The sequence below is a fragment of the Paenibacillus sp. J22P218 genome (assembly GCF_056269195.1).
Genome location: NZ_JBWDNL010000001.1, coordinates 171,323 through 187,625 on the forward strand (window position 1 = coordinate 171,323; position 16,303 = coordinate 187,625).

Here is a 16,303-nt window from a genome sequence, read left to right on the forward strand (position 1 = left end):
ATCCCTATTTGAACGGGAGTTTAAGGGGAGAACCGCTTCTATTCGCCATTCTCTGCTTAAACACCCGTTCAAAAGGGTTAAATTAAAGGAGGCAATTATTATCATGGCAGTTACAATGTATTATGAAAAAGACGCTGATCAAGGCGTTCTTCAAGGTAAAACAATTGCAGTAATCGGTTACGGCAGCCAAGGCCACGCGCAAGCGCAAAACCTTCGCGACAGCGGTCTGAAAGTAGTTATCGGTCTTCGTCCAGGTAAATCCGCAGACGTAGCTAAGAAAGACGGCTTCGAAGTATTGACAGTTGCAGAAGCAACTAAAATCGCTGACGTTGTTCAAATCTTGCTTCCTGACGAAACACAAGCGAAAGTATACGCGGAAGAAATCGAACCAAACCTCAAAAAAGGCGCGGCTCTTATGTTCTCCCACGGCTTCAACATCCACTACGGCCAAATCGTGCCTAGCCAAGATACAGACGTATTCCTGGTTGCTCCTAAGTCGCCGGGCCACATGGTTCGCCGTACGTACCAAGAAGGCTTCGGCGTTCCTGGTCTGATCGCGATCCAACAAGACGCTACCGGCAATGCTAAAGCTATCGGCCTTGCATATGCTAAAGGTATCGGCTGTACTCGCGCAGGGGTTATCGAAACTTCTTTCAAAGAAGAGACAGAAACAGATTTGTTCGGCGAGCAAGCCGTACTTTGCGGCGGCGCTTCCGCGCTTGTTAAAGCTGGCTTCGAGACGCTTGTTGAAGCTGGATACGCTCCAGAGATGGCTTACTTCGAGTGCTTGCACGAGCTTAAGCTAATCGTTGACTTGATGTATGAAGGCGGACTTGCAACAATGCGCGATTCCATCTCCAACACAGCTGAGTACGGCGACTATGTAACTGGTCCTCGTATCGTTACAGAAGAAACGAAAAAAGAAATGAAACGCGTTCTTGAAGACATCCAATCCGGACGTTTCGCACGCGACTTCATCTTGGAGAACCAATCGAACCGTGCAATGCTTACAGCTACACGCCGTAACGAAGCTGCTCACCCTATCGAGCAAACAGGCAAACAGCTTCGTGAACTTATGCACTGGATCAAGAAGTAATAAACTGCGTCTATACGCAAAATGATATGATCCCGGTACGCCTGAGCGCATGCGGCAATCGTCTGACGATTCGCGTGCGCCCCCGCGTGTACCGGGATAATTCTGTTCACGGAGGTACTAGAGCCATATGCGGAAAATTTATATTTTCGATACAACGCTTCGTGACGGGGAACAATCCCCCGGCGTCAACCTGAATACGAAGGAGAAGGTCGAGATAGCGCTGCAGCTCGAGAAGCTGGGCGTCGATCGAATCGAAGCAGGCTTCCCGGCTGCGTCGCCAGGCGACCTGGCAGCCGTCAACGCCGTTGCGCGCGCCGTGAAGAACGCAAGCGTAATCGGATTATCCCGCTCGCGTGAGCAGGATATCGATGCGGTGCGTGAAGCGCTTATCGGCGCACAAGATCCAAGCATTCACGTCTTCCTTGCTACAAGCCCGATCCATCGCAAGCATAAGCTTAGAATGGAGAAGGAGCAGGTGCTGGAGACAGCTGAGCGCGCCATTCGGTACGCGAAGCAATATTTCAGCAAGGTAGAATTCTCGCCTGAGGATGCAGGACGCACAGAGCTTGATTTCCTCTGCCAAGTGACGGAAATGGCAATCAAGGCTGGAGCTACGGTCGTGAACATTCCCGATACGGTCGGCTACTTAAATCCGCTTGAGTATGGCAACATCTTCAAGACGCTTAAGGAGAACGTGCCGAATATCGAGACGATTCAGCTTAGCGCGCACTGCCATGACGATCTTGGCATGGCGACTGCTAACGCGCTATCGGCGATCATGAACGGCGCGGATCAAATCGAAGGCACTATCAACGGCATCGGCGAGCGCGCGGGCAATACGGCGCTTGAAGAAGTGGCGATGGCGCTAGCGACGCGTCCGGATTACTTCGGCGCTCAGACGACGCTGAACTTGAAGGAAATCGCGAAGACGAGCCGATTAGTCAGTAAGCTTACAGGCATGGTCATTCCGGGCAATAAGGCGATTGTCGGTGCGAATGCGTTCGCGCACGAATCCGGCATTCACCAGGACGGCATGCTGAAGGAGAAAACAACGTACGAGATTATTTCGCCGGATACGATCGGCTTGAAGGAATCGAAGCTTGTCCTCGGCAAGCACTCCGGACGTCATGCGTTCCGCGAGAAGCTGATCGACCTCGGATACGAACTCGAGGACGAATCGGTTAACGCGGCGTTCGCTAAGTTCAAGGACTTGGCTGACCGCAAGAAGAACGTTACGGATGAAGACATTCGCGCGATGCTCGAAGAGAAGCTCGTCGATACGCCGGAAGTGTTCACGCTTGAGACGATCCAAGTGAACTACACGAACCAATCGACGCCTAGCGCTTCGGTTCGCATCCGCAAGGCGGAAGGCGAAGCGGTCGAAGAAGCGGCAGTCGGCAACGGCTCCGTGGATGCGATCTATAACGCGATTGATAAAGTAACTGGCGAGACAGTCGAGCTGGAGGACTACTCCATTAAGTCTGTATCGCAAGGCAAGGACGCGCTTGGCGAGGTTCATGTCGTGCTCAAGCAGGATGAAGTGACCGCTCAAGGCCGCGGCCTAAGCACCGACATTCTAGAAGCAAGCGCTCGCGCTTACATCGATGCGGTGAACCGCTTGATCGACAAGCGCAAGTCGCCGAGTCGCCGCGATAAGATGAGCCTGATCTAAGACAACTGAGCAAGCAGGCGGGATGACCGCTGAACAAGAGGACAGCAGTCAAAGGATTACCTTTGGCGGCTGTCCTCTTTCTCGATATATTAGAATTTATAAGTTTTCTGCTTATAACCTGGCTTATATTTCTCCGGAATGAAACGTGCCACGCAGCCAAAGGACGGCGTAAGCCGTTTCACCTTGATAATTGGGCTTATAGCCGCAAACTATAAACTAAATAGATTTTATATCTTTGTAATCAAGGCAGTTTTATGGTACAAATGATAATAGACTGAGAATGAGATAATAGAGGAGTGTACAATCAATCATGGCAGAAGTGAAAAAGATCGCGGTCATTGCCGGCGACGGTATTGGACCTGAAGTTGTAGGCGAGGCGCTTAAAGTACTTAAGAAATCAGAAGAACTGTTCGGTTACCAATTCGAGACGGAGAACGGCTTGTTCGGCGGTATCGCAATCGACGAGAAAGGTACGCCGCTTCCGCAGGAAACGCTTGACCTGTGCAAAGGCGCGGACGCTGTATTGCTCGGCGCTGTTGGCGGTCCGAAATGGGACAACAACTCGAAGGAGCTTCGTCCTGAGACAGGTCTGCTCGGCATTCGCAAAGCGCTTGGCCTATTCTCCAACATTCGTCCAGCAACCGTATTCGACTGCTTGAAAGAAGCTTCCACGCTGAAGCCGGAAGTTCTTGAAGGCACGGACCTGATCGTTGTGCGTGAACTGACAGGCGGCATCTACTTCGGCGAGAAGTTCCGCCGCGAAGGCGCGAACGGCGAAGAAGCTGTCGATACTTGCGTATATAATGTACAAGAAGTTGAGCGCATCGTACGCCAGGCGTTCGACATCGCTATGACTCGCAGCAAACGTCTTGCTTCCGTTGACAAAGCGAACGTTCTTGAGACATCCCGCCTGTGGCGCGAAGTCGTTAACCGGATCGCTCCTGAATATCCAGAAGTTGAGCTTGAGCATGTACTCGTTGACAACTGCGCTATGCAATTGCTTCGCCGTCCATCGAGCTTCGACGTTATCGTAACGGAAAATATGTTCGGCGATATTCTTAGCGACGAAGCGGCAATGCTGACGGGTTCGATCGGCATGTTGTCGTCTGCTTCCCTTGGCGAAGGCAGCTTCGGATTGTACGAGCCGGTACACGGCTCTGCGCCTGACATTGCGGGACAAGGCATCTCCAATCCAATCGCTACGATTCTGTCTGTTGCGCTTATGTTCAGACTCACGTTCGGCTATCACGAGGCTGCGGCATCGATCGAGAACGCGGTGAAGGAAGTATTGGATGCTGGCCACCGTACTGGTGATATCGCAGTTGATAAGAGCACAGCAATCGGCACAACAGCTATGGGCGATCTGATCGTAGCTGCGATGAAAAAATAATTTTCAGTTTAAAATAATTATCAAAAAGAATTAATTATAATATTGACTTCATTACATTCTAGTGATAGTATGTAACAAGTAAGTTGCGCAAATAAATCGGCACAAATAATAATCTATGGATAGGTCCAAGGAGGTTTTTCGATTATGGCAGAACGTTTGGTAGGTCGCCCGGCTCCAGATTTCACAATGGAAACGGCAACTGGTAACGGACAAGATTTTGGTACGGCGTCGCTTTCGGATTACAAAGGTAAATGGTTGGTATTGTTCTTCTACCCGCTCGATTTCACTTTCGTATGCCCGACTGAAATTACCGCTTTGAGCTTGGCTGCAGAACAATTCAATAACTTGAACACTGAAATTCTTGGTGTCAGCGTAGATAGCAAGCACAGCCACCGCGCGTGGATCAACACGCCAGTTAACGATAACGGTCTAGGTCAACTGAGCTTCCCGCTCGCTGCTGACATTACGAAGAACGTTGCACGCGACTACGGCGTATTGATCGAAGAAGAAGGAATCGCGCTTCGCGGTTTGTTCATCATCGATCCGGAAGGCGAAGTAAAATACCAAGTTGTTAACCACAACGACGTAGGCCGCAGCGTTGAAGAAACGCTTCGCGTATTGCAAGCTTTGCAATCCGGCGGACTTTGCCCAATCAACTGGAAACCAGGCCAATCTCACCTGGTAGCGAAATAATAATCGATTTCGTTCATATGGAACCCGTACCTTCTGGTACGGGTTTTGTTATTGTTAGAGCGGGATGTTTAAGTACCATAAACGAGATGTCATTTATTTCAAGCAGGAATTTCAGAGATTATTAGCGAATAATGTAGGGTATAATGAGCAGCCAGCGTGAATTGTAATGATGCAACGTCTAAGGAGGGGTATCGCTATGAGTTTTTGCTGTGGAGCGAGTATGATTGGAACGAAGGGTACGCTGAAGCATTATCGAACACAAATTCACAATGTGCCAATTACGTTTTGTCCAGTATGCCATCGCGTCGATATTCACTATTTGGCACAAGACGAGTATGACATTTTGGCTGAGTATGCTCATGGCGACGATGCCGCCGAGGTGGACTTTCAAGAATATGTGGAGCAAGACGGCAAGCTGCTGTTCGAGAACTGCGTTAATAACGAGAACGAGGATCCAATGGATGTTGTGCATAGTCAGATCGATATGGCGCTTGATCTGCTCAGCTTCGCTAAGCAGATTGAGGATACAGAGTGGGAGCTACAGCTTAAGAAGCGGCTTATGATGCTTAATAGCCGCCGCAACAAATTGCGTCAGAGGCGCACCTCGGTGTAGCTGCGACGAGTATAAAGCGACTGCCTCCTGCGGGAGGCTTATTTTTTTTAAAAGATTAAAAAAATTAAAATCGTCACCCCCCGAAAAAGAAGGAACACATTCGAATCATACTAGTAGTGAGGTGGAGCGGTTGTTACTTGTATTGTTCAAACGGTTTTTGCGAAAGTCCGCTTCCGCAAAAACGCAGGAGACCGAGCAGAAGCTCGCTCCCGAACAATGGGTTGCCAGAATCCGTCTGGGCGATGAAATGCTCCGAGAGCAGTTCATTTCAGACTACAAACCTTATATTTTGAAAGTAACAAGTCGATTTAGCAAACGGTACATCGATCCGAACCGCGATGATGAATATAGCATAGCGCTGCTGGCCTTTAATGAATCCATTAACCAGTTCGACAGCAATGCGGGAAAATCATTCATCGGATTCGCTGAAACCGTCATTAGGCGTCGGCTTATTGACTATGTCCGAAAAGAACAGCGCCATTCGCAGGTTGTTCCGTACAGCATGTTCGACACGGAGGAAGAGGATCAACCGGTATACAACTCGGTGGAGACGAAGCAGGCGCTTCATCAATATGACTTAAGACAGACGGAGAACGAGCGGCGATTGGAGATCGGTGATCTGAATACCGAGCTTGAGAGCTACGGCATAACGTTCATGGAGCTGGTTGAGCAATCGCCTAAGCATTCCGATTCGCGCAAGCTGCTGATCGGCATTGCGCAGACACTGGCGTTCGACCCTGAATTGCTGCAGACGTTCAAGCAGGCGGGCAGACTGCCGGTTAAAGAACTCACCGAGCTATGCGGTGTATCGCGTAAAACGGTTGAGCGCAATCGGAAGTATATTATCGCAATCGCGCTTGTGATCTCGGGTACATATCCTTTCATGCATGATTACTTAAACATACCGATTGAACCCCATTCTATGAATCAGGAGGCTAGCCAATGAAGCGCGGAATCGTCATGAGCATGACTGATAAATATGCTGTTGTTATGACGGCGGATGGCGGATTTTTGCGAGCCCCTATTCAAGGAACGCCGCAAATAGGCGAGGAAATTATTTTCGAACAAGAATATTCGGAAGCCAGACGCAGACCCAGACTGAGATCCGTGTATGGCTATTCGGGTGCAGCAGCCATTGCACTCATTTTATTTTTGCCGCTGTTCTTCATGATGGTGAAGGACGCTAATCCAATTGTCGCTTACGTCAGTATGGACATTAACCCAAGCATTGAGATCGGCGTCGACAGCCATGATCGCGTTCGGTCGTTGCACGCGCTGAATGAGGACGGAAAGAAAATCATAAGCGGTCTTACGTATAAAGGTGTTGCAGTTGAACTTGTTGCGGCAAGCTTGTTCGAGAAAGCAAAAGAATCGCACTATCTAGATGTGGCAGATAAGGACATTGTCATCACAAGCATGGTGATGAAGGGCGGGCAAGATGGCGGCAACGATTATGATCAACTGCTGTCAGGCAAAATTAGCGATACGTTAATAGAGCGATTGACCGAGCTTGCGGCTGAATCGATTACGGCTAACATTACGACGCTTGCCATACCGTCGGAGCTTCGCGATGAGGCAGCAGCCAACGGCGTATCTTCCGGCAAAATGGCCGTCTACTTGATGGCGAAGGACGAAGGTTACCAAATCGAACTGGAGCAGTTGAAGGAACAATCGATTGATAGCGTGACTGCATCGATTGGCGGCGTGAAAACAATCGTCGAAAACGCCCCGGATACGAGTAAAAGCAAGCTGAAGGAACTTGTTGATCGCGAGAAGGCGGAGAAAAGCAAGAAGAATGACGACGAGAAAAACAGTCAGAAGCCTGCCTCAACCCCTAAGCCTGCAAAGACCGCTAAGCCGAATGGCACAAGCAAGCCAGCTGTAACGAATAAGGATGATAAGAATCAGGGTAGTCAAGGCAATGGGGGCAGGAAACCAACGGCTACACCTAATAACGGCAAGAAGCCGACTTCAACCGATAAATTTTCTTCCGGCAAAAACGATGGTAAACATCGCGGCGATAAGGGTTGGGGAGACAAAGACGATAACAAGGGCGATAATCGCGGCAGCAGAGACGATAATAATGATGATGATGATTATGACAGGGGACAGTCCAGCGGTCGCGGTAATAACGACAATGTGGATTGGGACAACGATTGGGACGATGACCGCAATGATGATCGTTCCAATGATCGGGATAATAATGATCGCAACCGAGGCGGACAAGACAGAAACGACGAACGTGACAATAGTCGTGGCGGCGGATCGCAAAGCGGTAGAGATAACAACGGGGACCGGCGACATTAGGCGACGGTTATCACTATTTTGGCTGCATTTTTAGAAGAAGCGTGTCTCTAGACTCATTTAAATAACAATTTTCGACAGTATTTCTGATTGACAGCGATTGTAAAGTAATCCTATGATTAGTGTATGTCATAACCATGGTCTGTAGTCGTAGCCGGGGAGGAGTACATAATGCAGGCTATTCGAAAGCGCTATTTCCCGGCGCTTGCCGAGTACTTACGGAGTCGCAGTGAAGAGTCATTGTTTCGGGCAGGCGAACTCGGCAGAGAGCTGGATGGATTTATACCCGAGGAACTCATCGCTATGCATGAAGAAAGCTTGCAGAAGCTTGTCGCTAATGTAGAATCTGAGGAAGCGTTGCAGCTTTACAATCGTTCGTTTCTGTTCCTTATCGAGCTTATGGTTGCCGTACGCTTCGAGGTGACTGCGGATCAATCCGTCGAACAACGGTTTACGGAAATGAGAGAGATGCTGTTCCGATCGAATCGATCCTTTGAAATGGTCAAAAATAAATATGAGAACGTACTGCAGCATATGGACAGCGGGATTGCCATCTTCGACAGCGATGGAATTTTGTCGTTTATTAATGTACAGATGGCCAAGCTGCTCGAGATTCCGCGGCAGACGCTTATCGGCTGCAATATGAAAGAAATATTAAGACATCGCCAACTGGGCATAAGCACGAAACGGACAATCCTTCGGCTCTATCGGGAAATGTTCCTTCTTCGCAGCAAATATTATGAATTCGAATATAAGGACGGCAAGCATCTGCTGGTGACCGTTACATACGGCGATCAACTGGACGGGGATTTTCTGTTCAGCGTGAAGGACGTTTCCGAGTATAAACAGATCGAACAGAGCGCGATGCAGAATGACAAGCTTGCGATGCTTGGGAAGATTGCGGCAGCCATCGCGCATGAAATACGCAATCCGCTTACGAGCATAAGAGGCTTTATCCAACTGCTGCGCCCTTATTTGCTGCAAGTAGGCAAAGAGGAATATGCCCGCATTATTTTGACGGAGATTGACAGGGCGAACGATATTATTTATGAATTTCTTAATTCCTCTAAGCCGTCAGCCCCGATGAAGCAATATGTATCCATCCACTCCTTAATCAAGGAAGTGGTCTTGCTAACCGAAAGTGAGTCATTGCTCCGCAATTGCGAAATTGTAGCTGTGTGTCAGGCCGAAGATTTGTTCGTCTCGATCGACGTGAAGCAAGTGAAGCAGGTCGTGCTGAACATTATCAAAAATGCTCTCGATGCTATTGAAGATGTACAGCTGGAGCGCAGAGGCCGAATTGATGTCATCGGACGAAGTGACGGCCAGTACGCCGAGATCGTCATTCGAGATAACGGCAAAGGAATAGACAAAGCTACGATGAGCCGGCTGTTCGATCCGTTCTTCACAACGAAGCAGCTTGGCACGGGACTCGGCTTGTCGGTAAGTTATCGAATCATACGCAATCATGGCGGAGCGATTCGGGTAGACAGCCAGCCCGGCAGCGGTACCGAATTTATCATTTATTTGCCATTAGCAGAGTAAACCATTAGAATCGGGGGTAATAACTCGATTCTTTTTTCATTTCATTTGATCGCAGGAAAGTGAGGAGCAATAAACATGAACGTACAATTTACAGTCGGTGGACGCGCTGCCAATCAAGCCGCGCCTGATGCCGTTATTAGATGGATCGACGCTGCTGAGCTGAAGCAGGAGGCTGGTTCGAAGGTAATTATTCAGCCTCAGCTTGACGAGGCGATTCGCGGATTAAGCGCCAAAGGCATCTTCAAGGCGGAGTCCGAGCAAGTGGAAGTTGTTCCTACATTAGGGCTATACCCTGCATCGCATGTGTTATTTATTGGTTACTCGGAAGCAGGCGGAGCAGATGGCTTGCGGAAGTCAGCAGCGGCGGCAGCCAAAGCGTTGAAACGGCTAAGAGCGCAATCCTTGCAAATTATTCCTCCAACGCTCAGCAGCAACGGAGCGGAAGGTTTGAGCGCAAGCGCTGCTGCTCAAGCAATGACGGAAGGATTGCTGCTTGCGCTGCATGATCGTATGCCGTTGAAGAAAGAGCAAGGCAACAGATTTCAGCTTAAGGATGTTACCGTTACTCTAGATGCTGCAACTCCTGGGGACGTCTTGGGATGGGAAGCCGGTATTAAGCGCGCCAAGCTTGTCGCAGGCGGCGTAAGCTATGCGCGCGACTTGACGAATTTGCCGGGCAATGACCTCACACCGGAGAGACTGGCTTTCCACGCGGAAGAACTGGCTCGTGAGCATGATTTGGACATAGAGGTTATTGACGAATGGAGCGCCTCTGAGCAAGGGATGGGCGGCCTGCTTGGCGTTGGTCAAGGAAGTATTAATCCGCCCCGCATGATTGTACTTGAATATAAGGGCGATTCGAATTCGAAGGAAACATGGGGACTGATTGGCAAAGGGATTACATTCGATACTGGCGGTATCTCACTAAAGAGAGCACCCGGCATGGAGGAAATGATATCGGATATGGGCGGTGCAGCGGCAGTGCTCGGCGCCATGAAGGTTATTGCGGAGACGAAACCTGCGGTTAACGTGATCGCCGTCATTCCAACAGCGGAGAATATGCCTTCAGATCGAGCGCTCAAGCCAGGCGATGTCATTCGTACGATGAGCGGTTACACGGTCGAAGTCGTGAATACCGACGCGGAAGGAAGGCTTGTGCTGGCCGATGGTTTAACGACCGCCATTCGCCGCGGCGCTACACGACTAGTCGATGTGGCAACACTGACCGGAGCAGTAGGAGTGGCGCTTGGTACGGAAGCGACGGGAGCTGTTACGAACGATACGTCGTTGCTGCTGCAATTGCTTGCGGCTGCTGAACGGGCAGGCGAACGCGTGTGGCAGTTGCCTTCCTATCCAGAGTACAAAAAGCAGTTGCGGAGTGATGCTGCCGATCTGAAGAACAGCGGCGGACGTTATGCCGGAACGATCACGGGCGGCTTGTTTATTGGCCATTTTGCCGAGGAACTGCCATGGGTCCATCTGGATATCGCCGGAACGGCGTGGCTGGAAGCGCCAAGAGGCTGGGAGCCTAAGGGAGCAACAGGCGTAATGGTGAGAACATTGGTCGAGTTGATCGATCAGCGAGAATAGCGTTATTGTAGGCATCGGTGTCATGGTTAGGCTATTCACCCTCCCATAAGTGGGCATACTAACTACTAACTTAACGATCTGGGGGACAGTTGTCGTGACTTATGAAGAGGTTATGAGTGAGCTGGAGCGATTGGGATCGGAGCAAACGAAGCGTACATGTATCTCTCATGGAGCAATGGAGCCTTTCTTTGGCGTTAAGATTGGCGATATGAAGAAGCTCGTGAAGCACGTGAAGAAGAATCAGGAGCTAGCTCTAAAGCTATATGATTCGGGGAACTCTGATGCGATGTATCTGGCAGGTCTTGGCGTTAATCCAAAGCTGATTACGAAAGAGCATTTGCAGCATTGGGTGGATCAGGCGTACTGGTATTTGCTTGCGGAGTCGACAGTAGCGGGTGTGGCGGCCGAGAGTCGCTATGCCCGCGAGCTGGCGCTTGCATGGATGGAATCGCCGAAGGAAATGATTGCTTCGTGCGGATGGAGCACCTATGCCAATTATGTATCGGTGACGCAGGATGAGAAGCTTGATAAAGAAGAAATTCGCGGTTTGCTTCGGCGCGTTGAGCAGACCATTCATCAAGAGCAGAATCGCGTGCGCTACACGATGAACAGCTTCGTAATTACAGCGGGCGTGTACGTCACGGAATTGATGGAAGAGGCCATGACAGCAGCTGAACATATCGGCAAGGTGCATGTGGATGTGGGTAATACGGCCTGCAAAGTGCCGTTGGCGGCGAATTACATACAGAAGACGGTAACCATGGGTAAGGCGGGCGTAAAGAAAAAAACATGTATATGTTAGCCTGCGTATTAAGAATAAATTGGATTAATCGATTATCGGCAAGTTGATGCCCATAATTGATGCTTGAAATGGATGAAACCGATGCCAAGTTGATTATGGTTGACGGGCAAGTAATGTACTAAAATATGAAGAGGTTATGTATCAGAGGGCAAGCATCAATCATTTATGAAGCAATTTGTATCAAGGAAGACGGCGCCCATGTATGTTGGCGTTCGCCTTAGAAAATAATAGGATGGTTATGAATAGAGAGGGTGGAATTTTCTGCAATGAGCATCCATGATGAGCGCAATCATTCGCCTTGGAAAAGCTACTATGGTCCCAATCTTGGTTATGTGCAAGAGCAATACGAGCAATATTTGACCGATCCGAATTCGGTTGACGCTTCGGTTCGCGAACTGTTTGTCCAATGGGGGGCACCTCCTTCCACGCCAATTGCGGGCGGAACGCAAGCTGCAAGTGCAGTAGTGAGCAACGGGGCACTGCCGGCAGGCGCTGGAGTCGGTCCGATCGACTCGAATATGTTGAAGAAGGTCGTTGCTGCGCATCAGCTTATGCTGAACATACGCAGATACGGCCATTTAGCTGCGGATATCGATCCGTTGGGCTTAAGTCCGGAGGCTGATACGAAGCTGCTTGATCCCGCGACGTTCGGTCTTACGCAAGCGGACTTGTCGGCTATCCCGGGATCGTTGATCTGGGATAACGCGCCAGCGGAAATTTCGAACGGCTGGGATGCTATCCTTCGTCTAAAAGAAATTTACTCGCGTTCGGCTGCTTACGAGTTTACGCATATCCATGACGAAAGCGAACGTTTCTGGCTGCACGAGAAAGCGGAATCGGGTTCATTCCCTGCGCCGCTATCGGCAAGGGAACGCGAATCGCTACTCGAGCGTTTGCTTCAAGTTGAGCAATTCGAAAGCTTCCTGCACCGTACATTCGTAGGTCAGAAGCGCTTCTCGATCGAAGGCGTCGATATGCTCGTGCCAGTGCTGGATGAGATTGTCCGCGCAGTCGCTCATGATGGAGCTACTAATATTCTAATGGGTATGGCGCATCGCGGCCGTCTTAATGTACTTACTCACGTGCTAGGCAAGCCGTATGAGAAAATTTTCTCTGAGTTCCATCATGCGCCTAACAAGGAAGTCATTCCTTCCGAGGGCTCGATGGGCATTAACTACGGCTGGACAGGCGACGTTAAATATCACCTTGGCGCGGATCGCGCAATTAAAGAAGGCGAGACGGTACGCGCGAATGTTGTTCTCGCGAACAACCCGAGCCATCTTGAATTCGTTAATCCGGTCGTTGAAGGCTTCACGCGCGCGGCGCAAGAAGATCGCAGCAAGCCCGGCTTCCCGCAGCAGGATCTGCATAGCGCAGTAACGATCGCCATCCATGGCGATGCGGCATTCATCGGCGAAGGCATTGTGGCCGAGACGCTTAACTTCAATAAATTGCAAGGCTACCGCAACGGCGGAACGATTCACATTATTGCGAACAACCGCTTGGGCTTCACGACGAACAGCATCGATTCCCGCTCGACGCATTATGCGAGCGACCTGGCCAAAGGCTTCGACATTCCGATCGTTCACGTGAACGCGGATGAGCCGGAAGCTTGTCTTGCAGCCGTTCGCCTTGCTTGCGAATATCGTCTGCGTTTCAACAAAGGTTTTGTTATCGACCTGATCGGCTACCGCCGCTACGGACATAACGAAATGGACGATCCGGAAGTAACGCAACCGCTGATGTACACGAAGGTCCGCAATCATCCGACAGTTGCTACGCTGTACAGCGAGCAGTTGAAAGGCGCACAAGCGATTACGGAAGAGCAAGTGGAGCAATTGCGTCAACGCACGACCGCTTCGCTTCAAGCTGCTTATGATGCGATGAAAGCGAACGAAGGCAAAGCGAAGATTGCCCCGCCTGAACAAACGGGCAATGTCGTGGCCGAGGATGTTCGCACAGCTGTTCCTCTAGAAGAGCTGCGTGAGATCAATCTGGAGCTATTGAACCGTCCAGAAGGCTTTACTGAATATACGAAGCTGCAACGTATTTTGCAACGCCGGGCATCGGCATTGAACGACGGCGAGAAAGTAGAATGGGCACATGCGGAGACGCTGGCTTTCGCTACGATTCTTGCTGACGGAACGCCGATCCGTCTTAGCGGTCAAGATTCCGAGCGCGGAACGTTCGCGCATCGCCATATTATGTTGAATGACAATGCGAACGCCGAGAAGTTCTCGCCGCTGCACATGATTCCGCAAGCGAAAGCGTCATTCGCCGTTCATAACAGTCCGTTGTCCGAAACGGCTGTTCTAGGCTTCGAGTATGGCTACAACGTATTCGCGCCTGACACGTTCGTTATTTGGGAAGCGCAGTACGGCGACTTCGCGAACGTGGCGCAAGTTATTTTCGACCAATTTATTTCCGCAGGCCGGGCAAAATGGTCGCAAAAATCGGGTATTACGATTTTGCTGCCGCACGGTTATGAAGGTCAAGGTCCAGAGCATTCCAGCGCAAGGCTCGAGCGTTTCCTACAGCTCTCCGCCGACAACAACTGGACGGTAGCGAACCTGACTTCCGCGGCTCAATACTTCCACTTGCTTCGCAAGCAAGCGGCAATGCTGGGCAGCGAGAATGTTCGTCCGCTCGTGCTGATGGCTCCTAAGAGCTTAATCCGTAATCCGCGTGTCGCATCGCATGGCGTTGAACTTAGCGAAGGCTCGTTCAAACCGGTGCTGCCGCAGTTCAGCCTGACTGAACCGAAGGCTGCCAAGGATAAAGTGAAACGTCTTCTCCTTGCGACCGGTAAAGTTGCAATCGACCTTGACGAAGCGCTTGCTTCCGGCAATGCAGAGGATTACACTTGGCTGCGCGTTGCGCGCGTAGAGCAATTGTATCCATTGCCGCAAGCGGAGCTTGAGCGTATTATTAGCCAGTTCCCTAAGCTGGAAGAGATCGTATGGGTACAAGAAGAGCCGAAGAACATGGGCTCATGGTTCTATATGGAGCCGCGTCTCCGCGAGCTTGCTCCTAATAAAGTGGAAGTCCGTTATATCGGGCGTCCTGATCGCGCCAGTACGGCAAGCGGTCACCAAGAAGTGCATGCAGCAGAACAACAAAGCATTATTTCATCCGCTTTGAACGGTCAACCGTTCGAATCGAGTTTGGTAAGGGGGTAGTTACCGATGGCAGAAATTATTGTGCCGGAATTGGGAGAGTCGATTTCGGAAGGTACAATTACGAAATGGTTTGTGAAGGAAGGCGATTCCGTCAATCAGGGCGACGTCCTTCTGGAGCTGGAAACGGATAAAGTAAATATCGAGATCAGCGCGGACAGCAGCGGTGTTGTCTCGCGCATTGCAAAAGGCGACGGAGAGGTTGTACTTGTAGGCGAAGCGATCGGTTCGATCGGCGCTTCCGCAGGCGGTGCAGCACCTGCTCCAGCGGCAGCACCTGCCGCAGCTCCAGCACAGCCGGCGGCTCCAGCAGCCGCTGCGCCTGCAGCTGTGCAAGCGCCAGTAGCTGCTTCCGCAGCATCTGTTAACGCTTCGCCGGCTGTTCGCAAGCTGGCTCGCGAGCAAGGCATCGATCTAACGCAAGCGCAAAGCCAAGCCGGACGCATTTCTTCCGGCGATGTATTGTCGTCGCAAGGCGGACAAGCTTCTGCACCAGCAGTGGCACCAGCAGCTCAAGCGGCAGCAGCACCTGCTGCTCAGCCGCAAGCCGTAAGCGGCAAGCCGGTTGAACGCAAGCGCATGTCGCGCCGCCGGGCAACTATCGCGAACCGTCTCGTTGAAGCGCAACGTACAGCTGCGATGCTGACAACGTTCAACGAAGTTGACATGACAGCGATTCTTGACCTGCGCAAACGCCGTAAGCAATCGTTCTTCGAGAAAAACGATGTGAACCTCGGCTTCATGTCCTTCTTCACGAAAGCAGTCGTTGGCGCGCTCAAAGCGTTCCCGCTGCTTAACGCAGAAATCGACGGCGAAGATATCGTCGTTAAGAAATTCTACGATATCGGTATTGCCGTATCCGCGAAGGAAGGTCTTGTCGTTCCTGTCGTACGCGAGGCAGATCGTCTTAGCTTCGCCGAGATCGAGAAAAACATCGGCGAGCTTGCATCGAAAGCTCGTTCGAACACGCTTGCGCTTAGCGACCTAAGCGGAGGAAGCTTCACGATTACGAATGGCGGCGTCTTCGGCTCCTTGCTGTCGACTCCAATCTTGAACACGCCGCAAGTAGGTATTCTCGGCATGCACAAGATCCAAATTCGTCCGGTCGCCATTAACGATACAGAGATGGCTAACCGTCCAATGATGTACATCGCTCTTTCTTACGATCACCGTATCGTAGACGGCAGCGAAGCGGTTCGTTTCCTAGTTACCGTTAAGAACCTGCTTGAAGATCCGGAAGCTCTTCTTCTTGAAGGCTAAGTTCATTACCTATTCAATCTTAAGCCCGTGGGCAGCAACTTTGTTGCTTCCACGGGCTTTTTTTAATGTTGGCAATGAGCTGCGGTTTCTATAACGACCTTCCGCATCGACAAGAAAAACGATGGTCAAACAAATTTAATAGGTATTAAGCAGGACAATGGT

At 50.6% G+C, this 16,303-nt stretch carries 12 protein-coding genes; all 12 read left to right on the forward strand.

All coding sequences use genetic code 11. The features are described from left to right. Positions 1-103 precede the first annotated feature (103 nt). The 12 genes from ilvC to odhB all read left to right on the forward strand — a co-directional run bounded on the left by ilvC (position 104) and on the right by odhB (position 16,141). On the forward strand, positions 104-1,096 hold the full coding sequence (gene ilvC, locus AC0YN0_RS00865; RefSeq protein WP_337099799.1) for a ketol-acid reductoisomerase: 993 nt from the start codon (positions 104-106) through the stop codon (positions 1,094-1,096). 127 nt (positions 1,097-1,223) lie between these two features. Then, entirely contained in the window at positions 1,224-2,768 is a 1,545-nt protein-coding gene (locus AC0YN0_RS00870; protein WP_475819590.1) for a 2-isopropylmalate synthase, read from the forward strand. 310 nt (positions 2,769-3,078) lie between these two features. Further along, positions 3,079-4,158 carry a 3-isopropylmalate dehydrogenase gene (leuB, locus tag AC0YN0_RS00875; RefSeq protein WP_442048008.1) on the forward strand — a complete coding sequence of 360 codons (1,080 nt, stop codon included), beginning with the start codon at positions 3,079-3,081 and terminating at the stop codon, positions 4,156-4,158. A gap of 144 nt (positions 4,159-4,302) precedes the next feature. Then, positions 4,303-4,851 (forward strand): peroxiredoxin, encoded by a 549-nt coding sequence (locus AC0YN0_RS00880; protein ID WP_337099793.1) that lies wholly within the window; start codon positions 4,303-4,305, stop codon positions 4,849-4,851. Between the two features lie 196 nt (positions 4,852-5,047). After that, a complete protein-coding gene (locus AC0YN0_RS00885; RefSeq protein ID WP_442048007.1) occupies positions 5,048-5,464 on the forward strand; it encodes a hypothetical protein in 417 nt (138 codons plus the stop codon). A gap of 121 nt (positions 5,465-5,585) precedes the next feature. Beyond that, positions 5,586-6,410: an RNA polymerase sigma factor SigI gene (gene sigI, locus AC0YN0_RS00890; RefSeq protein ID WP_475819591.1), complete on the forward strand. Its 825-nt coding sequence runs from the start codon at positions 5,586-5,588 to the stop codon at positions 6,408-6,410. Continuing rightward, a complete protein-coding gene (locus tag AC0YN0_RS00895; RefSeq protein ID WP_475819592.1) occupies positions 6,407-7,771 on the forward strand; it encodes an anti-sigma factor domain-containing protein in 1,365 nt (454 codons plus the stop codon). The genes sigI and AC0YN0_RS00895 overlap by 4 nt, the downstream gene beginning before the upstream one ends. A gap of 168 nt (positions 7,772-7,939) precedes the next feature. Beyond that, positions 7,940-9,313 carry an ATP-binding protein gene (locus tag AC0YN0_RS00900; RefSeq protein WP_475819593.1) on the forward strand — a complete coding sequence of 458 codons (1,374 nt, stop codon included), beginning with the start codon at positions 7,940-7,942 and terminating at the stop codon, positions 9,311-9,313. 75 nt (positions 9,314-9,388) lie between these two features. After that, complete coding sequence (locus tag AC0YN0_RS00905; RefSeq protein WP_475819594.1) at positions 9,389-10,903, forward strand: leucyl aminopeptidase; 1,515 nt, start codon at positions 9,389-9,391, stop codon at positions 10,901-10,903. Positions 10,904-10,997: 94 nt separating this feature from the next. Next, on the forward strand, positions 10,998-11,705 hold the full coding sequence (locus tag AC0YN0_RS00910; protein WP_475819595.1) for a DNA alkylation repair protein: 708 nt from the start codon (positions 10,998-11,000) through the stop codon (positions 11,703-11,705). 266 nt (positions 11,706-11,971) lie between these two features. Next, a complete protein-coding gene (locus AC0YN0_RS00915; RefSeq protein ID WP_475819596.1) occupies positions 11,972-14,884 on the forward strand; it encodes a 2-oxoglutarate dehydrogenase E1 component in 2,913 nt (970 codons plus the stop codon). 6 nt (positions 14,885-14,890) lie between these two features. Continuing rightward, positions 14,891-16,141, forward strand: a complete 1,251-nt coding sequence (gene odhB / locus AC0YN0_RS00920; RefSeq protein ID WP_475819597.1) for a 2-oxoglutarate dehydrogenase complex dihydrolipoyllysine-residue succinyltransferase — start codon at positions 14,891-14,893, stop codon at positions 16,139-16,141. Positions 16,142-16,303 lie beyond the last annotated feature (162 nt).